At 65.8% G+C, this 21567-nt stretch carries 19 protein-coding genes and 1 pseudogene; 6 read left to right on the top strand and 14 right to left on the bottom strand.

Annotated elements, in window-relative coordinates:
- Nucleotides 1–181 precede the first annotated feature (181 nt).
- From BEMPMBAN_RS31945 to BEMPMBAN_RS31935, 3 genes are read right to left on the bottom strand one after another with little or no spacing between them, the layout of a single operon-like run.
- Nucleotides 182–556 carry a hypothetical protein gene (locus BEMPMBAN_RS31945; protein ID WP_159235476.1) on the bottom strand — a complete coding sequence of 125 codons (375 nt, stop codon included), beginning with the start codon at nucleotides 554–556 and terminating at the stop codon, nucleotides 182–184.
- Nucleotides 557–558: 2 nt separating this feature from the next.
- Nucleotides 559–1500 (bottom strand): DUF732 domain-containing protein, encoded by a 942-nt coding sequence (locus BEMPMBAN_RS31940; protein WP_159235475.1) that lies wholly within the window; start codon nucleotides 1498–1500, stop codon nucleotides 559–561.
- A 7-nt stretch (nucleotides 1501–1507) separates the two neighbouring features.
- On the bottom strand, nucleotides 1508–2614 hold the full coding sequence (locus BEMPMBAN_RS31935) for a hypothetical protein (protein ID WP_159235474.1): 1107 nt from the start codon (nucleotides 2612–2614) through the stop codon (nucleotides 1508–1510).
- Nucleotides 2615–2999: 385 nt separating this feature from the next.
- On the opposite strand from BEMPMBAN_RS31935, the gene BEMPMBAN_RS31930 reads away from it, so the two are divergent.
- Complete coding sequence (locus BEMPMBAN_RS31930) at nucleotides 3000–3311, top strand: DUF732 domain-containing protein (protein ID WP_159235473.1); 312 nt, start codon at nucleotides 3000–3002, stop codon at nucleotides 3309–3311.
- 250 nt (nucleotides 3312–3561) lie between these two features.
- Here BEMPMBAN_RS31930 and BEMPMBAN_RS31925 read toward each other — a convergent pair whose 3' ends face one another.
- The 3 genes from BEMPMBAN_RS31925 to BEMPMBAN_RS31915 form a co-directional block, all read right to left on the bottom strand.
- Nucleotides 3562–4704: a serine hydrolase domain-containing protein gene (locus BEMPMBAN_RS31925; RefSeq protein WP_159235472.1), complete on the bottom strand. Its 1143-nt coding sequence runs from the start codon at nucleotides 4702–4704 to the stop codon at nucleotides 3562–3564.
- A gap of 95 nt (nucleotides 4705–4799) precedes the next feature.
- Nucleotides 4800–5609 carry a DUF1206 domain-containing protein gene (locus BEMPMBAN_RS31920; RefSeq protein WP_159235471.1) on the bottom strand — a complete coding sequence of 270 codons (810 nt, stop codon included), beginning with the start codon at nucleotides 5607–5609 and terminating at the stop codon, nucleotides 4800–4802.
- A gap of 154 nt (nucleotides 5610–5763) precedes the next feature.
- Nucleotides 5764–7149 carry a WS/DGAT/MGAT family O-acyltransferase gene (locus tag BEMPMBAN_RS31915; protein WP_159235470.1) on the bottom strand — a complete coding sequence of 462 codons (1386 nt, stop codon included), beginning with the start codon at nucleotides 7147–7149 and terminating at the stop codon, nucleotides 5764–5766.
- A gap of 158 nt (nucleotides 7150–7307) precedes the next feature.
- Here BEMPMBAN_RS31915 and BEMPMBAN_RS31910 point away from each other — a divergent pair.
- Nucleotides 7308–7550 (top strand): annotated as a pseudogene (locus BEMPMBAN_RS31910) (helix-turn-helix domain-containing protein); the annotation flags it as partial.
- 50 nt (nucleotides 7551–7600) lie between these two features.
- Here the strand turns inward: BEMPMBAN_RS31910 and BEMPMBAN_RS31905 are convergent.
- From BEMPMBAN_RS31905 to BEMPMBAN_RS31880, 6 genes are all read right to left on the bottom strand, one after another.
- Nucleotides 7601–8926: a 9-bladed beta-propeller domain-containing protein gene (locus BEMPMBAN_RS31905; protein ID WP_159235469.1), complete on the bottom strand. Its 1326-nt coding sequence runs from the start codon at nucleotides 8924–8926 to the stop codon at nucleotides 7601–7603.
- A gap of 67 nt (nucleotides 8927–8993) precedes the next feature.
- Nucleotides 8994–9494 carry a hypothetical protein gene (locus BEMPMBAN_RS31900; protein WP_159235468.1) on the bottom strand — a complete coding sequence of 167 codons (501 nt, stop codon included), beginning with the start codon at nucleotides 9492–9494 and terminating at the stop codon, nucleotides 8994–8996.
- Nucleotides 9495–9506: 12 nt separating this feature from the next.
- Nucleotides 9507–9827 (bottom strand): ESX-1 secretion-associated protein, encoded by a 321-nt coding sequence (locus tag BEMPMBAN_RS31895; protein ID WP_159235467.1) that lies wholly within the window; start codon nucleotides 9825–9827, stop codon nucleotides 9507–9509.
- Nucleotides 9828–9858: 31 nt separating this feature from the next.
- Complete coding sequence (locus BEMPMBAN_RS31890) at nucleotides 9859–10710, bottom strand: EspA/EspE family type VII secretion system effector (RefSeq protein ID WP_159235466.1); 852 nt, start codon at nucleotides 10708–10710, stop codon at nucleotides 9859–9861.
- Between the two features lie 142 nt (nucleotides 10711–10852).
- Nucleotides 10853–11695 (bottom strand): type IV toxin-antitoxin system AbiEi family antitoxin, encoded by an 843-nt coding sequence (locus BEMPMBAN_RS31885; protein WP_159235465.1) that lies wholly within the window; start codon nucleotides 11693–11695, stop codon nucleotides 10853–10855.
- Between the two features lie 121 nt (nucleotides 11696–11816).
- Nucleotides 11817–12482 carry a TetR/AcrR family transcriptional regulator gene (locus tag BEMPMBAN_RS31880; protein ID WP_159235464.1) on the bottom strand — a complete coding sequence of 222 codons (666 nt, stop codon included), beginning with the start codon at nucleotides 12480–12482 and terminating at the stop codon, nucleotides 11817–11819.
- A gap of 90 nt (nucleotides 12483–12572) precedes the next feature.
- On the opposite strand from BEMPMBAN_RS31880, the gene BEMPMBAN_RS31875 reads away from it, so the two are divergent.
- The gene (locus BEMPMBAN_RS31875) at nucleotides 12573–12998 is read left to right on the top strand and encodes an MmpS family transport accessory protein (protein ID WP_159235463.1); all 426 of its coding nucleotides are present in this window, start codon (nucleotides 12573–12575) and stop codon (nucleotides 12996–12998) included.
- Entirely contained in the window at nucleotides 12995–15865 is a 2871-nt protein-coding gene (locus BEMPMBAN_RS31870) for an MMPL/RND family transporter (RefSeq protein ID WP_159235462.1), read from the top strand. The genes BEMPMBAN_RS31875 and BEMPMBAN_RS31870 overlap by 4 nt, the downstream gene beginning before the upstream one ends.
- Nucleotides 15866–15906: 41 nt before the next feature.
- Here BEMPMBAN_RS31870 and BEMPMBAN_RS31865 read toward each other — a convergent pair whose 3' ends face one another.
- Both BEMPMBAN_RS31865 and BEMPMBAN_RS31860 read right to left on the bottom strand, forming a co-directional pair.
- Nucleotides 15907–17322 carry an APC family permease gene (locus BEMPMBAN_RS31865; RefSeq protein WP_159235461.1) on the bottom strand — a complete coding sequence of 472 codons (1416 nt, stop codon included), beginning with the start codon at nucleotides 17320–17322 and terminating at the stop codon, nucleotides 15907–15909.
- Complete coding sequence (locus BEMPMBAN_RS31860; RefSeq protein ID WP_159235460.1) at nucleotides 17319–18422, bottom strand: DmpA family aminopeptidase; 1104 nt, start codon at nucleotides 18420–18422, stop codon at nucleotides 17319–17321. The genes BEMPMBAN_RS31865 and BEMPMBAN_RS31860 overlap by 4 nt, the downstream gene beginning before the upstream one ends.
- Before the next feature lie 145 nt (nucleotides 18423–18567).
- On the opposite strand from BEMPMBAN_RS31860, the gene BEMPMBAN_RS31855 reads away from it, so the two are divergent.
- Nucleotides 18568–19179, top strand: coding sequence for a TetR/AcrR family transcriptional regulator (locus BEMPMBAN_RS31855; protein WP_159235459.1), 612 nt, complete (start codon nucleotides 18568–18570; stop codon nucleotides 19177–19179).
- Nucleotides 19180–19316: 137 nt separating this feature from the next.
- Nucleotides 19317–21536 carry a 6-phosphofructokinase gene (locus tag BEMPMBAN_RS31850; RefSeq protein WP_159235458.1) on the top strand — a complete coding sequence of 740 codons (2220 nt, stop codon included), beginning with the start codon at nucleotides 19317–19319 and terminating at the stop codon, nucleotides 21534–21536.
- Nucleotides 21537–21567 lie beyond the last annotated feature (31 nt).

Below are 21567 nucleotides of genomic sequence, written 5' to 3'. Positions count from 1 at the left end.
ATGGTCAACCAGCCTGTGAACTGCACCTTCGTGCGCGCGCTCGTGTCGATCGCAAGAATCCATCCCCAGATGATGCGCCAAATGTGCGGTCGCAGGGAATGGGGAACATCCCTAAGAGTTCGAGGGCGACGCCGACAAGCCGGCGCACATCTCTTCGACGACACTGTGCCGCGTCGCTCAGTTATTCCTCACGCACGAGCTCCAGAACTGTCGGCCGAGAGGATATGACGGAGACGTCATTGAACTGAGCTAGTAGCGCACAGACAAACGCCGACCTCTTCACGTTGAGCGAACTGAGGAGCTCATCCTGCGTCAGCCGGCCGTGGCGGCGGAGATGAGCCCACGCGGTGTCGATCATCCACGCGGGCACGAGCTGAGGACCTGTGCCGCGATCCTCCGACCGGATGGTCTCGACCTCGATCCCCACTCGTTCGATCGAGACGATCCGGTTCGGCCGTTTCGACGTCAACGTGTAGATCTCGTCGCCTGGAACCACGACGGCACGTATCCGGTCGAGCAGGCTGTCATCCAATTCGCGCCGTTGCGAGTTCCCCATCTTCAACCCAACGACAACGCCACGCCGCCGGCGCGCAGCTCTTCGAAGGAATAGCTGAGCTCTCCCCGCCGACCCACCGAGACGACGTAGCGGTCCTGGCCCTCTGTGACATCGAATGTGAAGCCGAAGGTGCACATGTACCGGCCGCCCTTGCCCTCCTCGAGGTAGGTGGTGGTCAGGATCTCTCCCTTACCGTTCTTGACCGTCACCGGCGTTCCCGAATCGACGTCGGAATACCCGCCGGCTCCTCTGCACGACGAACCGTCGACCTCGATGGCCGACGAATAGGCATTCGCGTCCTCGTCGTTGAGCGTGAAGCTACCCGTGATGGTCGCTGTCTCCAGCACGTGAAATCCCTCGACGAACTGTGAACAGAAGTACTGCACCGCGACTTCATCGGCCGGCATTCCCTGTTGCGGGCCGCCTTCCTCCATCTGCCGACACACGCTCTTGCCGTGAGCCACAGCGTTGGCATCGGAGTTGTATGCGCCGGAGAACCCGCCCTGCCGCAGCGCAGTGAGGTACCGGTCGTCGACAGTCGTCTGGTCGCGGTTGACGTACAAGAGTGCACCAACAGCCGCTCCCACCAGCACCAAGATCGTCATTGCTGCTGCCGCGGAAATCCAGATGCGACGGCTCTTGGCTGCCGGAGTCGTCACCGAAACACTCTCTTCGCCAGATGTTTCCAGCTGCTGCTTGCCGAGCGGGTCGAGTGCCTCCACTCCACCGTCGCGAATCAGGTCCGTGGGCTGCCCACCCACGAAATACCGGCCCTCATGCCGGCCCGTAGGGTCAGGCAGCCACCCCGCTCCCGACGAGGAACTCGGGGCGTCCGTATGTGTGTATGCCGACTCGTGCCAGGTGCCGCCGACGTTGACCGCACCACAGGAGTGACACCGCATCGTGTCGGCCAGGCGACCCCCGCAGAACACACAGAAGCTCATCGTCCACTCACTTCCTGTACACGGTGGTGCCTTCGACACCGAAGAGGGAACTGACGAACTTGGCGAAGCAGTCGTCCACTCCCAGGTCTTGAGAGTCGCACCATCCGTTCGCCGCGGCTGGATGCAGGCCCGGCACACCTATGACTGTCACCCACCAGTCCGGCGAGTTGAACGTCGTCCATTGCCCCGACGACACCAGTCGCACACCGAGGTACTTGGCGCGCAACTCCAGGTGGTCGCGCAGGACATCAGCACTGGTCAACGTCCTGCCGTCGACAGTCAAGCCGGCCTTCTTCGAACTGATCTGCGGCACCCAACGATTCGCAATCGAGCCGGACACAAACTCGTAGTCGGCATCCCGTAGCTCGCCGAGCACCGCGTCGGCTACCCCGTCGATGCTGCCGTACTCGGGTTCAGCGACCGCCTGCGCCACCATCCTGTCCGGACCCGCAACGACGGTTGTCGATGTCGACTGCTCCTCCGGGTGAAGTACGAGCTGCGGTGCGCCGGAGAACATGGCAGGCGTGCGCCAGTACATCCCGGCCGGGAACACCAGCGTGCGACGAGCGGTCTCACCCGGCTTCATCGTCAACGGCGCGGCTGAGAAATCGAACATACCAGCGGCGATGTCCCGATTCCCGTCGGCGACAGTGATCCGCACGGATGCTCCGACTTCGGTGCTGCCGCCTCCGCACTGCGACAGAAACGCGGCACCGACCACCAACCCGTCCGGTGTCATGTCGACCGACTCCGCCTGCACCGCCGGAGCCGCCGTGCACTGCGGGATCATGCTGGCAGGGTCGACGCCGCCGGTGCCGAATCCCGACGAAGTCGCTGTCGCCGAGTCGTCAGGCGATGGCCGAGTCAACAGCACGACGGCCGTTGCCGCAACGGCCACCACGATCACGACCGTAGCGATCGCACTTCCGATCAGTAGACCCCGCCGCTTCGGCCGACCGGTTCCGGCGACCTCGTTGCCCTCGGACTCATCGTCAGGAAAGGCCACAGCGCCGATGGGCAACCCGCATTGGCCGCAGAACTTGTAGTTCCAGGCGTTGGCGTGCCCGTGCGGACAGACCACCATCGGCCCTGCCCCGTCGAACTCGCTGTCCACCGCTCCCCCAAGCTCCGCTGTGATGTTTGCCCTCGAGCGATGCCGAAACCGTCCTGACTTAATGAATGATGCCGCAAAGCGCCGACAGAACGAATCGGGATGAACCCTTGAATATCAACGCACATAGCATCACCTGCCAGATCAGCATCATCTGTCACAGCTGCATCGTTTGCGCGCAACCCAGTCGAGCTCTCGCGTACGGCCAGGGGTTTCCGCGATTCCACCCCCTGGGGATACCTAACGCAAGGCCCTCTAACGCCGGAGTGCGCTGGCCGGTCGCACCCGGGACGCGACGAACCCGATCTTCGGCATCCCTCAGCCGAAACCCACAAGCGCTGCTACAACTAGATCGAAGACTCGCGTTTGCTCCACAGTTGGGAACCTCATGACTCATCTCAAAGCCAAACGCGGAATCACTGCAGGCCTCGCAGTGACTTCTGCGCTGTGCCTGGCTCCCGCTGCGGGCGCGCAACCTCAGGACGCCGCCTTCCTCAATAGGCTTCAAAGCGTTGGCATCACCACGTCGAATCCATATGCGACTGTCATGTACGCGCACGGCGTCTGCCGGCAGCTCGACCTCGGTGTACCGACCGCCCAGATCGTCGACTTCGTCCTCAGCGACAACCCATCGTTCGACCGCAAAGGCGCCGCCGACTACGTCGTGCTGGCCTACATGACCTACTGTCCGCCGGCCTGAACGAGACCACCGCCAAGGGCGTCTTTCACACCGGCGTTGTCACCCGAGTCATCTAACGCGTCGCCACCGCCACCCGGGCCCTGTACTGGCTCGTCCCGCACGTTGGGCGTCGCGTTCGGCGTTGAGAAGCACCACCCCGATCTTGGCGATGTTCATCGAGTAGGAGGAGCGAACTCTGTTGTGAAACAACGTTTTTACCGTTGTCCCGGCTCCAACGCCGTCGGGGTGCGCCGTCGGCGCAGCCTCAACGTCAGGCGCCGAGCTCCGCGTAGACCGCGGCCTCGAAGCCGAGGATCGTCTCGACCATCTTGTCGTCGAAGAACGGCAGTAGCTGCGTCGCGATCACTGCGCCGATCCCCGCCTTGCGGTCGATCCAGAAGAAGCTGTTGAACAGCCCCGACCAGTCGGCCGAGCCGGCGCTGCGCATGCCGGGCAGGTCGACCAGGTACAGGTGGAAACCCAGCCCCCACCCCTGGGGCACGTCGAGCAACTGGACCGGCTTGGCCAGCTCGGGGATGGTCGGCTCCATCTGCTTGGGCAGCGGTGCCCCGTCGAGGTGGTCCCGCAACGCGAGCTCGACGGTTTCCTCTCTGAGGATGCGCGTGCCGTCGAGCTCGCCGCCGCTGAGCCAGGCGCGCACGAATCGCCCGTAGTCGGCGATGGTTCCGTAGGACCCGTGGCCGGCGGCGTCCCACTCGGGCTGCGCCGGCAGGTCGAGGTCGGTCGCCATCAGGCTGCCGTCCGGCGCCCGGAAGCGGATCGGCAGCAACCGCGCGCGCTGCGCGTCGGTCGGGTCGAACGTCGAGTCCGTCATGTCGAGCGGGCCGTAGACATGCTCGGCGAGGTAGTCGGCCAGCGTCTGGCCGCTGACGGCCTCGACGACCATCCCGAGCCAGTCGGTGCTGACGCCGTACTCCCAGACCGTGCCGGGATCGTGGACCAGCGGCGCGCTGAGGCTCTTCTTGATGCCTTCGAGCGGGTTCGGAAAGTTCTGTTCGGCGCAGTACGCGAACAGCTTCTCGTTCATGAAGTGGTAGCCACAGCCGGCCGTGTGGTTCATCAGATGCCGGACCGTCGCCTGCGTCTTGGGCGCCCGCAGCACCGGCTCGCGGCCGTCGAAGTGGTCGAGCACTTGGAGTTCGCCGAACTCGGGCACGATCGACGCGGCGGTCGCGTCCAGATCGATGCGTCCCTGCTCGACGAGCTGTAGCGCCGCGGTGGTCGCGACGGCCTTGGTCATCGAGGCGTTGCGAAACATCGTGTCCGGCTTCGCCTCTCCGGCTGCCCCCTCGTAGAGGACGCCGTCGCGGCCGACCACCGTCGCGGCGACGCCATGCAGCGACCCGTCGGCGGTCACGCCGTTCAGAAGGTCGTCGATTCGCTCGAACGCCATCTCAAGCTCCTCTGCTTTCGGCGATATGCGAGCCATCCTCGCATAAGCCACGAGGTCTTCCGACGGAAAAGGCGCGGCCATTTCCCATGCACCCGTCACATCCGCGAGTACCGCGTCAACGCAAAGCTGTACAGGCCGTAGGCAGCGAACCCCGCCGCGGCGACGACGAGGATCGTCTGCCCGAACCGGGCCTGGCCGAAGGTCTCGACGGCGGCATCCAGCCCTGCCGCCCTGGTCGGGTCGCGCAGGAATGGCGCGCCGCTGACGGACGCCCCGGCGGCGAACAGCACCACGCCCTCGCCGACGTGCCCGCACACCCCCAGCACCGTGATCAGCGTCCCGCCCGGCACCGTGAGATCGCCGAGGAACTTCCGCGACACCCCCTTGTAGACGAGGTAGCCACCGATCGCCGCCACCACCACGCCCACGACCACCAGGAGGAGATTGCCGCCGTCGGACTGCATCAGCCGCGCACTCAGACCCACAGCCCGGTCACTTCCCTGCCGACCCACCCCCAGCGCGAACTGTGCCGCGGTGAAGGCCAGCGCCAGGTAGAGCACTGCCAGGCCAAACGCCTTGAGCCGGTTGACAAGCGGCGACTCCCGCAGATGTGCGTGGGTGTGTTCGCCGGGGTGCAGTCCCAGGACGGTTTCGGCCAACCGCCACATCGCCAACGCGACCAGCCCCAGAGCCACCACCCACAACGACGTCTCCCCGCCCCGTTGGTCGGCCAGCGTCGCCAACGCACCCGTCTGGTCGGCGTCGCCCGCGAACCCGAACGCGACCCGCACGATGATGTACGCGATCAGCAGATGCAGCACCCCGTTGACCGGGTAGCCGGCACGCGCGATGGACTCCACGGTGCGGCTGCCGGTGGCCCGGTTCACCGCACCCTTGAAACTCATGCGCCCGCCGCCGCATCGACACTGCACCCAGGGCGGGAAACTGCGAGTGGGCGCCGCCGTGGCTGCATTGTCAACGGCTCGGACGTCATCGCACCGCTCCTTCCGTCGCTGACGGCCGAGGGCTCAGGTTTCGCGATGCCGCGGCGGCTGAGGATCAGCAGCGGCTCAGCAGTTCACTCAGCTCGATCTTGAACCGGTCGGCCAGGTCCCACAGGTCGTCGACGAGCTGCGGACACGAGATGATGCCGACGTTGAGCTTGTCCTCCAACGACATCACCGTGATGTTCAACCCCGAGCCGGGGAAGATCGGGCCCAGTGGATAGAGCCCTTTCACCTCGGCGCCGCAACTATAGAGCGTCGTCGTCGGGCCGGCCACGTTGGAGATGATGACGTTGTGGATCGTGCTGTCGGTCAGCGGCGTGCGCGACAGCAGCCCCAGCATCGCGCCGAACGCACCGCGGGAGATGCTCTGCGCCAGGTCCACCAGCAGCGTCGGCCCCAGCGCCGCGCTGTGGTCCTTGGCCCGCTTGTTCGACTGGGCGATCACGCGCAGCCGCTCCAGCGGATCGGCGATATGGGTCTGCAGGTTGCAGAACATTCCCGAGAGCTGGTTGCGGCCGGGGCGGTCGGACAGGTCGTTCACCGATGACGGCACCACCGCGATCAGCGGCTTGTCGGGCAGTTCGCCGCGCTCAGCGAGGAAGCTGCGCAGCGCGCCTCCGCACAGCGTCATGACCACGTCGTTGACCTTGGCGCCACACCGGTTCTTCGCCGTCTTGAGGTCGTCAAGGTCCAATTGCACGACGGCGACGGTGCGCGCGCCGGTCAACTCGCCGTTGAAGCGGGTGGTCGGCGCAGTGAACGGTGCCGCCATCGCCTCGCCGGCCAGCGCCCGGCCGATCGTCTTGGCGATCGTCGACGCCGTGACCGGGATCGTCCGGGTCAGCTGCCAGGGCAGCGTCACGAACCGCCACAGGCCGTCCGCGGCGATCGCCAGCGGATTCACCTGGCCGGGACCGTCGACCGGGGCGGGCGGGAGGGCGTCGGCCTCCACATCGCACAGCTGGCTGAGCAGGTGGGCCGCTGACACCCCGTCCACCGCCGCATGGTGCACCTTGATCATCAACCCGCGCGCATCAGCGTCGTCCGCTGCGCTGCCGCCGACCCCGTCGATCACCCACATCTCCCACAGCGGCTTGCTGCGGTCCAGCGGGATCGACGCGATGTGCCCGCACACCTCGGCCATCTCTTTGCGTCCGGCGGGGGCGGGAAGACCGACTCGGTGCAGGTGCCGGGCCAGGTCGAAGTCGTTGTCTTCCACCCACACGGGATGGTCGAGATTGAAGTCGCTGTCGGACAGTTTGGACCGGAACTCCGGCAACGCCGGGATCCGTTTCGCCAGCTCATCGCGGAAGCGCTCGAAGCTGTAGCCACCTGGAACCGTCGACGTGTCCAGCTCGACGACCGAGCAGACGTGCAACGGCACCGTGGCGGATTCGCTGTACAACATGCCCGCGTCGAGGCCACTGAGCCGATCCATCCCTGCCCTGTACCCCACCTCACAGTTCGGTCAAACTGTGGCTTTCCTGACCGTTGAGGCTGCGCTCATGTCGGAAAAGTGCGAGTAGCAGCCGCCGTGGGCGCAGTCTCAACGGCGTGCGCGACACCGCCAGCGGTGGGGCCGAGGACGCTGGGCTGATGGACCAGGGACAGTTGGCGGACTTTCTGCGCACCCGCCGCGAAGCGCTGACCCCGCACGACGTCGGGCTGCCCGCCGGCCAACGCCGCCGCACCGCCGGACTGCGCCGCGAGGAGGTCGCCGCGCTGGCGATGATCTCGACGGACTACTACTGCCGGATGGAACAGCAGCGCGGCCCGCAGCCGTCGATGGAGGTGCTCGCCTCGCTGGCGCGGGCGTTGCGAGTCGCTCGACGAACGCGAGCGTGTCCGAGCAGCTCGTCGGGTTGCAGTACGCGCAACGCTGACGGGTATCAGTTCGGCGCTACCAGCGACCTGAGTTCCGTTCCCTCATTGGCTAATTGGACGAGTGTGCCGTCGATGTTCCAGATGCGGTCGAGGGAATCGGGTTCCTTGGGAAGCGTCCAGAGTCGCTCGCAGGAGTGGAGGTCGTGGGCTTTCGCGAGCAATTCGGCGTTCCGGTTGGTAACCTCGAACACCAACGTGGATCCGTCGGTGCCGAGGTAGTTGTGCATCGGGTAGTCGCAAATGGGCCCTGCGGCGGTACCGTCGCGCATGTTGTACAGCTGCAACTCCGGGAAGGCCAGACTGTTGCCGCCGTCAACCATCAGTGTGGTTCCCACGAGATACAAAGTCCCGCCTGGGACCTCGATCAGCGGTTGCCCTTGAATCGTGAACACCGTATTCCGGTCATCCGAATTCGGTCCAACAACCGGAAGATCGGCCGGACTGTTTCCGGGATTGCCAGGACCGTCGTATTCGCCGAGGCGCTTTCCTGTCTCATCGAAGAAGGCGATCTCGGAGGGTATCCCGTCAGGGTCGTTCACCTCAGCGGCGAACCCACCGGTGTAGAAGGCTGGTTTGCCGAGTGTGTAACCCTCCTCGATCTCGGGTTCGATCACCTCACCGTCCGTGACCGAGAACACCGTAAATATGTAGGTCCTCGGGTTCGCCTCGAGCTGCGCAGTGAGAGTCTGTGCCGACGCCGCCGGCCGCGATGAGTCCACCTTGCTGACCAATCCGTCACCCGGAACGAACCACGTTGTCTCGGCCTGGGGGCCAATGCCGTACACACCCTCATTCTGTTTTCTGGCCACGGCGTACATCCCTAGCTGCTCGATCACCAACGCTCCCAGATCTGTGGGACCGCTGAACTTGACCGTCCCCGAGCGTGCGTCGATCACCCACGCTGATGCTGAAGGCGAGAAACGGGTGACACACAGGATTTCGTTCGGTCCGTTCAGGAAGCACTCGGGTGCGGATGATAAGACACCCAACGGCACCGCGGCGAAGAGCGCTCTGCCATCACGGACGTCCAACCCGGCGAGCCACCATTGCGAATTCTCTGTTGCACCACTGCGTGCGAGAAAATAGGCATTGGTACCGACGTTACCGATGAGCGGCCGGAGACGGCGTTCATCGTTACTGACCGCGAGCCCGCTGTCGACGGTGCGGGGCAAGCCCAGGTCGGCCACATTGATCCGCCAACCGGGGACCGGCTGCTCGTGCATCGACGAGGCAAACATCGCCTCCGGTGGCGGCTGCCAGGATGCGCGTGTGGAGCTCACGCGGTAGTCCGGAAGCCACCAAGTGAAGGCCAGCGTCGCTGTAATCGCCACGACCAACACGATTGTGGCGCCGACAGCAACCCAGGGACGCCGACGAGAGCGCTCGCGGTTTCGACCGTCAGCCGTCATGCGGCCAATAGCGAGCAGAAAATGCCTCTGCCATATGGGCAGTGGCGAGCTCGTGGTTCGGTAGCCCGATCGAGTGCACGAGGAACGCGCTCACACCCGCGCGGTCCTGCCCCAAGCGGCGCATGATTTCAACGGTCACCTCATGCTGGGCGGCGCGAGCTTTCTCGCTCGCGAGTGCCGCCATTTCGACGATCTCCTCACTCAGCTGAACTTCGTCGAGCCGGGACACGTCGGTCACGTCGATTCGCCGCAGTCGTCCGCCGAGGCAGACGGTGGCCGAAAGAGTCCCCGACGGATTCGACACGGTGAACGACGCGTCAGGGGGTACCTCATCCTGACCGGCAACCGAGCCGTAAACACGGGTGCCCCAGCCGGTGTCGTCGCCGCTGTCGTCTCCTGTGGGCACATGGCCAAGCAATTCGTCCAGACAGTCGGACGTCGGGAGCGATTCCGCATCATCGTCGTCATTCCATAGGCCCTCAGGGTTCATCGGCGACTCTGCTCATAGTTCGCACGAATCGATGTCCTTCCTCGCCCGCCAGTCAGCGTTGTTGTAGTTCGCTGATGCCATCCGAAGTCGTACGGAGAGATCGTGCGACATCCGCCAGAGCACAGCATCGGCGGAGTCCCTTGCGGCCTCGATGGCACCGACAGCCATATTGCTGGCGGCGCAGATCACTCCGTGGGTGGCCCACACACTCGATGTCAGGTCGTTAACCGTCTCGCCCGCGATCTTCAGATTTCCGGCAGCTGAGGTCTGCTTCGCTGCGAGTTCGTCGATGTGTTCGGTCAGGACCCGTAGGTTCTGCGCCAAGTAGGACATGAAGCGCACTCCTTGTGTTCAAAGCTCGACCTCACCGGGGCGCCGGTGAGCCATATGGCGTCGCGGGTGGATAGGCCACCGGCAGGCCCAAGGGTTCAGGCGGCGTGAACGACTGGTCATTCTCGGCACGATCCGGCAGTCGCCCAGCCGTTCGCTCGTCACCGAAGGGCTCGCCGCATGGGAATCTCTTGACCTCTTCCGAGTCGGAGCCGGGGCCGGGTTCGGGGTCGAGCATCTTGAGCGCCGCCGCATTGGTGTACCTGCTCAAAGGCTTGCGCATGCTGTGCGCGACCAGTGCCGACTCGGCCACCAGCTTCGCGATGGATGTCTGCGCCACAGCAAGCTGCGTCGACGCGACTGCTGTGTCGGAAGCGGCTTTGACGGCAGCGCCGCCGGGTACGAAGTTCATCCACGCCGTCGAAGTGTCGTAGTCGGAGAGGAAGTCGATCGCTTCCTGCAGGTCCGTCCGAGTTGATCTGACCTCCGCCGCCAACCGGCTTAGCGCTTGGCGCATCTCCTTGTCAGCTTCCGCGACCTCCAGGGTGAGGTGGCGGTGATCATTATTCTTCTCGCGGTAGGTATCAGCCGCGGTTCCATTCCACCGGTCCTCGACCGGAGCCGCGTCGATCAGGAGATTCCCCGCCTCCTCGTACAGATCCGCGGATTTCTCGAACGCTTCCCCGTCCTGCGGTTCGCCCGAACCGGTCGTCGCCTTCATCCCCTGAATGGTGAGCTGCGCGGCAGCAAGGATCGGCGAGGCAGCCAGATTGGCGACACCCGAATTGACCGCCCGGTCCAGGATGCTGGGCCCTTTGTCCCAGTTGATCCCGACCACGTCGCCGTATCGGCGCAGCAAGTCGAGCGCTTCACCGAGCACACTCACGCAGGACACCCCCTCAGCGCCCAGAATAAAACAGCGTCAGGACCCGTCAGCGCACCAATTTGCCTCCCGCGCCGTCGTTGAGACTGAGCTCACGGCAGCGAAGTGCGCGAAAACCCCGCCGTGGGTGCAGTGTCAACGCGCGTCAGAAGCCACCGCGCGACCGCACCGCACGCTCCACCCGCGCCAGGATCTGATGCCTGTTCTGCCCTTTGACCACCCGCACCACGATCCAGTCGAGGCCCGCGAGGTATTCCATCCGGATGATGTCCTTGCGATAGGCCGCCTGGTCCTCACGGTGGTGCTCACCGTCGTACTCCACCGCGACCTTGATCCACTCCCACCCCATGTCCAGGTAGTACCGCGGATAGCCATCCACACCCAGCACCGGGATCTGGGTGGCCGGCCGCGGATAGGCCGCGCTGATCAGCAGCATTCGCAGCCACGACTCCTTGGGCGATTCCGCGCCCGCATCCACGAGCTCGAGCATTCGCTGCACGCGCCGCAGGCCCTTCACATGCGGGTGTCGTTGCGCCAGGTCGAGGAGGTCATCGGCCTTGAAGTGCGTGGCCCTCGCCAACGCGTCCAGGCGGGCCACCGCGATCCCCTCCGCACCGCGCCGCGCAAGGTCGAACGCCGTCCGCTCGGCCGTCGTCACCGGAAGCCCGGCCACGCAGATGATCTCGTCGTCCAGCACGGTGTCGTTGCGGGTGCGCACCCCGACCGGCGCTCGGTGATTGGGCCAGTTCAGCTCCACCACATCGCCGTCGACCCACTTCGCGCCCAGCAGTGCCGACGCCGTCACGCCCGAGATGACCGCTCTGCGCCCCGACCACAGCCACGCCACTTCCGCCCGCTGCCGCAGCGTCAGCTCCGCCCGTTTCGGCGCGTAGACGTCGGGCAGCAACCGGCAGTAGTTCATCCGCAGCTCATGGCGCGACAGCGCCCCGAGCGCCACCGCCTCGCTGCCCCGGAACACCCCCTCCATGCCGGAAGCGTGCCATTTCAGGCCGACGCGCCGCTGAATCCATCCACAGGCCGCGTTGACACTGCACCCACGTAGACAAACTGCGAGTAAGCCCCGCCGTCAGCGCAGTCTCAACGCCAAGTTATGGAGTGACCGCGGCCGGCCACGTGTACATCGCCGTCTGAAGTTGGTCCTGACTCAACGCGGCCACAGGCAATCGTTCCTGCCCACGCTGACAGCGCATGCCCTGCAACAGGATCGCGACGTATCGCCGCCACAGGTCGACGCACACCTCGCCGGAGTATTCGCTCACCGCACCCGCCATCAGGCCACACAACGGCATGTCGGTCGCCGACACCTCGGGGCGCAGATACCCGTCGCGCTTGGCGCGCTCCACGAGTTTCGACACCACCGGGTCGAGTCGGCTACGGGCGGCGTCCACGCTTCCCCCGCAGTAAGTCTTGCTGAAGACGATCTCGCGCAGCCCGCGATCGGTCGCCGTCATCTCGGTCATCTGCATGACGAACCACGCGAACCCCTCCCAGGAGTCCTCGACTTCCAGCGCGGCCTCGGCGAGTGCGACGAGCTGGTCGAGGCCATCCTGGAAGATCGCCTCGAACAGCGCCTCCTTGGTCGGGAACCGCCGATACACCGTGCCGACGCCCAGCCCCCCGTGGTGCGCCACCTCGTTCAGCGTGGCGTCCAGGCCCCGGGTGGCACAGAGCTCGCGCGCCGCCTCGATGATCCGGCGCCGGTTGCGCTCGGCATCCTTTCGCAGACCCGGCGCCTGCGACTCGGGAGCACTCATGCCGCCGAGTGTACGGACCGTCACAGTAGAAGTAGATTGATTTAGTCCACTTGGATTGATTCTATCCACTTCGTTCGTTAGGTTGCCTAGGTGACCACGCTCGTCAAACGCCTGTGGCTGCCCGTGCTCGTCATCGCCGCCGTCGCCGTCGGCATCGCCACCGTCAGCCAGTTGCGCACGGTCTTCGGCGCCGACCCGGTGCTGGTGACCCCCACCGGATCCGACAAGGCCGAGTCCTTCAACCCCAAGGTGGTGACCTACGAGGTGTTCGGCTCCGGCACCACCGGATTGATCAACTACGTCGACCTCGACGGAATTCCGCAACGCGTCGAGGACGTGGCGTTGCCGTGGTCGCTGACGTTGAGCACCACGGTGCCGGCGGTCAGCGCGAACATCCTCGCCCAGAGCGACGGCGGCTCCGTCACCTGCCGGATCCTCGTCGACGGCGAGGTCAAGGAAGAACACACCGCCACCGGCGTCAACGCCCAGACCTTCTGCGTGGTCAAGTCGGCATGAGCGCCCATACAGTGACACGACGCCCCTGGTTGCCGCGAACCCTGCGGACGCTGGCAGTGCCGATCATCCTGGCCTGGGTCGCGCTGATCGTCACCCTCAATGTCGTTGTGCCGCAACTCGAAGTCGTCGGCAAAGAGCGCGCGGTGTCGATGAGCCCCAACAGCGCACCGGCGATGATCGCGACCAAGGAAGTCGGCGCGGTGTTCGAGGAGTTCGACACCAGCAGCTCGGTGATGATCGTGATCGAGGGCCAGGACGATCTCGGCGCCGACGCGCACCAGTACTACGACCGGATCGTCGCCGATCTGCGCGCCGACACCCTCCACATCCAGCACGTCCAGGACTTCTGGAGCGACTCGCTGACCGCGGCGGGCGCCCAGAGCAACGACAACAAAGCCGCCTACGTCCAGGTCTACATCGCCGGCGACCAGGGCGAGACGCTGGCCAACGAGTCGGTGGACGCCGTGCGCACGCTCATCGCCGACACCCCGGCGCCCGACGGCGTACAGGCCTACGTCGCCGGTCCGGCGGCCACCACCACCGACCAGAACGCCGTCGGCGACGCCAGCATGCGCACCATCGAGATGGTCACGTTCGGAGTCATCATCGTGATGCTGCTGATCGTCTACCGGTCCGTGGTCACCACGCTGGTGGTCACCGGGATGATGCTCCTCTCGCTCATGGGTGCGCGCGGCATCGTGTCCTTCCTCGGCTTCCACGAGGTCTTCGGGCTCACCACGTTCGCCACCAACATGGTCGTGACGCTGGCGATCGCCGCGGCCACCGACTACGGCATCTTCCTGGTGGGCCGTTACCAGGAGGCTCGCCGCAACGGACAAGACCGGGAATCGGCGTACTACACCATGTTTCACGGCACCGCGCACGTCATCCTGGCGTCGGGCATGACCATCGCCGGGGCCACCTTCTGCCTGCACTTCACCCGGCTGCCCTACTTCCAGACCATGGGCATCCCGCTGGCCGTGGGTATGACGTTCGTCGTCGCCGCGGCCGTGACGCTGGGACCGGCCGTCATCTCCGTCGTCACCCGGTTCGGCCGGATCCTCGAACCCAAGCGGATGACCCGCTCGCGGGGTTGGCGACGCGTCGGCGCGGCCACCGTGCGCTGGCCCGGCGCTATCCTGGTCGCGTCGGTGGTCGCCTGCCTGGTCGGTCTGCTCGCGTTGCCCGGCTACCACACCATCTACGACGACCGTCTCTATCTGCCCGACGACGTCCCCGCCAACGTCGGCTACGCCGCCGCCGACCGGCACTTCTCGTCGGCGACGATGAACCCCGATCTGCTGATGGTGCAAAGCGACCACGACCTGCGCAACCCGGCGGACTTCCTGGTGATCGACAAGATCGCCAAGGCTCTGGTGGACGTCCGCGGCATCGCCGAGGTGCAGACCATAACCCGCCCGGAGGGCAAACCCATCGAGCACTCGACTATCCCGTACACGTTGAGCGCCAACAGCACCGGCCAGATCATGAACAACGACTACATCCAGAAGATGCTGGACAACACCCTGAAGCAGGCCGACGACATGCAGGTCACCATCGACTCGATGACCAAGATGAAATCGTTGACCCAGGAGATGTCGGCCATCACCAACCGGATGGTCGAGTCGATGAAGAACACCAGCTCCACCATCGCCGACGTGCGCGACGATCTGGCCAACTTCGATGACTTCTTCCGGCCGATCCGCAACTACTTCTACTGGGAGCCGCACTGTTTCGACATCCCGGTGTGTTGGGCGATGCGGTCGATCTTCGAAAGCCTCGACGGGATCGGCTCGATGTCGGACGACTTCGCGGCGATGGTGCCCGATTTCGAGCAGATGGCTGCGTTGATGCCGCAGATGGTCACCCTCATGGACCCGATGATCGAGACCATGAAGAACCAGAAGGAGATCATGCTTACGCAGTACCAGATCCAGAAGGCGCAGCAGGATCAGACGATGGCGATGCAGGACAACGCCACCGCGATGGGCGAGGCGTTCGACGCCGCCCAGAACGACGACTCGTTCTACCTGCCGCCGGAAGCGTTCGAGACCGCAGAGTTCCAGCGAGGAATCAAGCTGTTCCTGTCACCGGACGGGCATGCGGTGCGGTTCACCATCATCCACCAGGGCGACCCACTGACCGAGGCCGGCACCGCGCGCATCGACGCGCTGAAGGTCGCGGCCGAAGACGCCGTCAAGGGCACCCCGCTGGCAGGCTCGACGATCTACCTCGGCGGCAGTGCCGCGCTGTACAAGGACATGCAGCACGGCGCCGACTATGACCTGCTCATCGTCGCAACCGCCGCGCTCATCCTGATCTTCCTGATCATGGTGCTGTTGACCCGGGCCATCGTGGCGTCGGCGGTGATCGTAGGGACCGTGGTGCTCAGCCTAGGCACCTCCTTCGGGTTGTCAGTGCTGTTGTGGCAGCACCTGATCGGGATCCCGCTGCACTGGATGGTGTTGCCGATGTCGGTGATCGTGCTGCTGGCCGTCGGCGCCGACTACAACCTGCTTCTGGTCTCGCGGATGAAGGAGGAACTGCACGCCGGTCTGCACACCGGCATCATCCGCTCCATGGCCGGCACCGGTTCGGTGGTCACCGCCGCGGGCATGGTGTTCGCATTCACGATGATCTCGATGACGGTCAGCGACATGATCGTCATCGGCCAGGTCGGCACCACCATCGGTCTGGGCCTGCTGTTCGACACCTTTGTGGTGCGGTCCTTCATGACACCGTCGATCGCCGCGCTGCTCGGCCGGTGGTTCTGGTGGCCACAGCAGGTGCGGCTGCGCCCTCGCCCGCAGCCGTGGCCCACGTCCCCTCGCATTGAGACTGCACTCCCCGCGGGAAAGTTCGAGTAAGCCCCGCCGTCAGCGCAGCCTCAACGCAGGGGAGCGCAGTGTCAACGCAGGGTTTGCGACGGCCGCCACGCCAGCGCGCCGACCGCCAGGCCGACGAACGGGATCGCCGCCAGCACCGCGCTCAGACCGACGCTGCCGCCGGTCACCAACGTGAACTTCGACAGCACCAGCCACAGGCTTCCCAGCAGCCCGAGGATCGCCAACGCCGGCGCGATGCGCGTCTGCCACACCCGCCCGCCGGCGGCGTCGGGATGGCGCAGGAAGTACACCAGCGCGGCCACCGACGTGGTCAGCAGCAGCAACACCATGCCGACGGTCGCCACCCCGGCCATCGACCCGAAAACCCCGACCAGTGGGTCGATTCCGAGCATCGCGAAGATTCCGACGATCACCACGGCGGTCGCGGTCTGCACCAGTGAGGAGAACGCCGGCGACTGGTGGTTGTCGTGCACCCGGGCCAACCGCTGCGGCAGCAGGCCCTTGCCGGCCAGCACGAACTGATAGCGCGCGATCACGTTGTGGAACGACAGCACGCAGGCGAACAAACTGGTCAGCAGCAGCACGTTGACGACGTCGCGGCCGATCCGGCCCAACGCGTCATTTGTGGTGTCCAGCAGCATGTTTCCCTCACCGTCGAGGGTCTGCTGAGCGACCGTCGCCACCTGGTCGGGCCCGATCGCCACCACGAACGCCCACGCCGTCACCGCGTAGAACGCGCCGATGATGAGCACCGCGGCGTAGGTCGCGCGCGGGATGGTGCGCTCCGGGTCCCGGGCTTCGTCGCGGAACACCGCGGTGGCCTCGAACCCGATGAAGCCGGTCAGCGCGAACAGCACAGCGATGCCCAGCGCGGGCTGTGCGAACACCTCCGGTGTGAACGACGTCAGCGTCAGCCCTGCCGGGCCCGGGTCGGTGACGATCACCAGGTCCAGCACCACCACGATGCCGATCTCCAGCGCGAGTGCCACCCCGAGCACCTTGGCCGACAGGTCGATGTGCCGGTAGCCCAGCAGTGCGACGATGGCCATCACGGCGAACGAATAGACAGGCCAGGGGATTTCCGGGCCTTGGTAGAACTTCACGGTGTCACTGATCGCCCAGCCGATGTAGCCGTAGATCCCCACCTGGATCGCGGTGTAGGCGATCAGTGCGACCACCGCGATCCCCTTGCCCATCCGCTGGCCCAGACCGACGGTGACGTAGGAGAAGAACGCCCCGGCCTCGGGCACATGCGGGGTCATCGTGACAAAACCCACCGAGAACACCAGCAGCACCAGCGCCGCGATCACGAAGCCCACCGGCGCCCCGGCCCCCGGGCCCAGCCCCATGGCCAGCGGCATGTTGCCGCCGATCACGGTCAGCGGGGCGGCCGCGGCCACCACCATGAACACGATGCTGACGACACCGAGGCGGCCGTGCAGGCGACCCTGCTGGGCGGTGATTGTCTGTTCGCTCATCGGGACTCCTGGGTGGGGGTGAGGGCGTGCTGGAGCAGGTTGTGGTCAATGGCGTGCGCGGTCAGGCCGTGGCGGCCGGTGACGGTGGTGGCGGCGACCAGGGCGTTGACGATCGCCTCTTCAGTGGCCTCGATCGTCAGATCGAACAGCCGGGTCATCAGTTGCGGCGCGACCATCCGCAGCGCTATCTCGGGTCGCGCCGTGCCGGCGTCCTCGTCCCAGGAATACGGCGGGATGCCATGGTTTCCGGTGGCGAAGGCGAGCATCAGGTCGCCGCTGTATTGCTCACCGCTGCCTCCGATGCGGCTGACCGCCAACGACGCCCGTTGGGCCAGCCGGGTGCACTGGTGCGGCAGCAGCGGAGCGTCGGTCGCGACGATCACGATGATCGACCCCGAACCGGGCTCGTACTGCCGTGGGGTGTCGGGCAGTGGGACGACGTCGGCACCGATCAACTCTCCCACCGGCACGCCGTTGATCCGAAGACGCTCGCGGCGGCCGTGATTGGCCTGCACCAGCACTCCGACGGTGTAGGCCCCGGCGGCGGTCTCGGTGACCCGGGACGAAGTCCCGATACCTCCCTTGAAGCCGTGGCAGATCATCCCGGTGCCGCCGCCGACGGTGCCCTCGGCGACCGGTCCGCCGCGCGCGCCGGCCAGTGCGGCGTCGACGTGTTCGGCCCGCACATGGTGGCCGTTGATGTCGTTGAGCAGCCCGTCGTAGGTCTCCCCGACCACCGGCAGCGACCAGTAGATCCCGTCGCCGCGGGCGGCCACCTGCGCGGCGACCAGCGCATCACGCACGACCCCGACGCTGTGGGTGTTGGTGATGCCGATGGCCGAGGTGAGTTCGCCCGACTCCCGGACCCACTCGAGCCCGGTCATCTCGCCGCTGCCGTTGAGTCGGTGGCAGCCCGCGAACACTGGTTCGGTCCAGATGTCCTGATGCGGGACGACGACGGTGACGCCGGTGTGGACGGCGGGTGGGCCGTCGTCGTGCAGGGTGACGTGCCCGACGCTTACCCCTGTCACATCGGTGATGGCATTGTCCGGCCCCGGCGGGTGTTCGCCGATGACGATGCCGAGATCTCTCGCCCGCACTGGGGGCCTCCAGGTCACATAGTTATTTTCCTAGTTGGAAAATAATGCGCCTCGGCTGCGGCGCGCGCAACCCCAACGACGGAATTGGTTCATCAGCGAGTAACCTCGGACCGGATCCAGCCGACGGAAACGGAGTAGTCACCGCGTGGGACGGCCAAACCGACAAATTGAGCGGCGTGCTGAGATCCTCGATGCCACAATCGCTTTGATCGAGCGCCACGACCTGGCGACGCTGCGGTTGGCCGACGTGGCCGAGAAGCTCGGGCTGACCACCAATGCGGTGCGCTACTACTTCAAGGACATGACCCAGCTGCTGTCCGAGCTGGCGTTGCGCTCCGATGTCCGGTTCTATGACGACCGGCTCGCGGCGCTGAAGGAGACCGACGACGCGGCCACCCAACTGGCGCTGACGATCGCCGCGGGACTGCCCTCCGGACCCGAGGACGCCGAGTGGCGCGCGATCTGGCGCGCCGTGCTGGCCGCCGGGTTCGAACTCGACCAGCGCCGCGACGTGCAGGGCATCTATCACCGCCAGGTGGACCTCTACACCCAGATCCTGACCACCGGACGCAAGACGAAGGCGTTTGTGCTCGGCTCCCCGCCCCGCGACATCGCGATGACGTTGATGTCGATGGAGGACTACCTCGGCTATCGCATTGTCGCGCGCGACCCCGCGATGAATCGGCGCACCGCACTGCGGCTGATGCGTCAGTACGCCGAGTTGGCGACGGGGACGCAGCTGCCCAGCACTCCCTGACCCCGTTGAGACTGCGGTCAGGGCAGAGAAGTGCGAGTGGAGCCCGCCGTCAGCGCAGTCTGAACGTCAGGAATCGACCAAAACAGATAGGTTGATCCCACGCCTTACTGGATCCCGAACGCGTTGGGGGCAACACCATGTCTGAGGTCCACCGTCGGCCGGCCAGTATCGGAGTGTTGACCAGCGGAGGCGATGCCCCGGGGATGAACGCGGCGGTACGCGCGGTCATCTGCACCGCCGTGCACCACGGCATCGACGTCTACGCGATCCACGAGGGATACCGCGGACTGCTCACCGGTGGCCCGCTGATCCAGCGGATGGAACCCGAGGACACCGACACCATCCTGCATCGCGGCGGTACCACGTTGGGTACGGCCCGATCGCAGGAATTCCGCACCCGTGACGGGCGCCGCAGCGCCGCCCGCAACATGGTCGACCGCGGCATCGATGCTCTGGTGGTCATCGGCGGAGACGGCAGTCTGACCGGTGCCGACATCTTCCGCCAGGAATGGCCGGACCTGCTCGCCGAACTCGTCGACTCCGGCGACATCTCAGCCGATGCCGCCGGTGCCCACCCCGTTCTGCGCCTCGTCGGACTGGTCGGCTCCATCGACAACGACATGTCGGGCACCGACATGACGATCGGCGCCGACACCGCGCTGCACCGGATCGTCGAGGCGATGGACGCACTGCGCAGCACTGCGTCCAGCCATCAGCGGACATTCGTCGTCGAGGTAATGGGACGGCAGTGCGGCTACCTGGCCCTGATGGCGTCGCTGGCCACCGCCGCCAACTGGCTACTGATCCCCGAGCAACCGCCCGCCGAGGACTGGGCGATGCAGATGTGCAGGGACATCAAGGCGGGCCGCGACATCGGCCGAAGGCAGAGCGTGGTGCTCGTCGCCGAGGGCGCCCACGACACCCACGGCAATCCGATCACCGCCGACCACATCAAGACCATGCTGGAGCAGGAACTCGGCGAGGACACCAGGATCACCATCCTCGGCCACGTGCAGCGCGGGGGCGCACCGAGTGCGTTCGACCGCTACCTGGCCACCCTTCTCGGCCACGCCGCCGTCGAGCGCCTGCTCACCGATGGCGTGGACACCACTCCGCAGCTGATCGGGCTGCGCGGAAACCGGGTGGTCACCACACCGCTGATGGACTGCGTCGCGCAAACCCAGGCTGTTGCCGAGCGCATCAAGGCGAAAGACTACGACGGCGCAATGTTGTTGCGCGGCGGCAGCTTCCGCCAGTCCTACAAGATCTTGCAAACCATCCAACAGGCCGCGGCGCGGCCGACACCGGCGGGACGGCACCGTTTCCGGCTGGCGATCGTGCACGGCGGTGGGCCCTCGCCGGGGATGAACAACGCGGTGCGCGCGTTCGTCCGACTCGGACTGGACCGCGGCTACACGGTGCTGGCGGTGCAGAACGGATTTCGTGGGCTTCGCGACGGCGACATCCAGGAGATGGGCTGGATGGATGTCAGCGGCTGGGTGTCAGACGGCGGCGCGGAAATCGGCACCAACCGGTTTGTGCCCAGCGGCGAGGCGATCGCACAGACCGCCGAACAGATTGCCGCACATCGGATCGACGGTCTGGTGATGGCAGGCGGCTGGGCTGGCTATCAGGCCGCACACGAGCTGCACCGGCACCGGGGGCAGTACCGCTCCCTCGACATCCCGATCGTCTGCATGCCGATGACGATCAACAACGACGTCCCCGGTACCGAGCTGAGCATCGGCAGCGACACCGCGCTCAACAGCATCGTGGCCGACGTCGACAAGATCCGACAGTCCGCGGTGGCCACCCGCCGGGTCTTCGTGGTCGAGGTGATGGGTCGCGACTGCGGATACCTGGCGTTGCTCAGTGGGTTGTCATCTGGGGCCGAGCGGATCTATCTGCCCGAGGAGGGCATCACGCTGGACTCTCTGACCGCCGACATCCACACCCTCGCAGAGGGATTCCGCACCGGAAAGCGACTCGGACTGATCATCCGCAGCGAACACGCCGATGCCGTCTACACGACAGGGTTCCTCACCTCGCTGTTCGAGAAGGAGGGCGGCGACCTGTTCGACGCCCGCCAGGCGATCCTCGGTCACATCCAGGAAGGTGGTGACCCGTCGCCGTTCGACCGGATCCACGCGACGAGCCTGACCGCCCGCTGCATCGAGTTCCTCGCTGAGCAACTCGAATCGGGCGGTCGCGCCAGCGCCATGCTCGGATTCCAATCCGGGCGACTGCAATTCACCGACCTGACCTCCTATCCGACGCTCATCGACCCGCACGCTCAGCGCCCTCTGGAGCAACGCTGGATGGACCGCCGGGGCCTCGCGGAGATCATGCGGCGGTAGAGCGCCAGCTCTTACCCCGTCGACACTGCGG

The organism is Mycolicibacterium austroafricanum (assembly GCF_902705885.1).
Classification (GTDB): domain Bacteria; phylum Actinomycetota; class Actinomycetes; order Mycobacteriales; family Mycobacteriaceae; genus Mycobacterium; species Mycobacterium vanbaalenii_A.
This window is presented reverse-complemented; position numbering and strand designations above follow the sequence as displayed.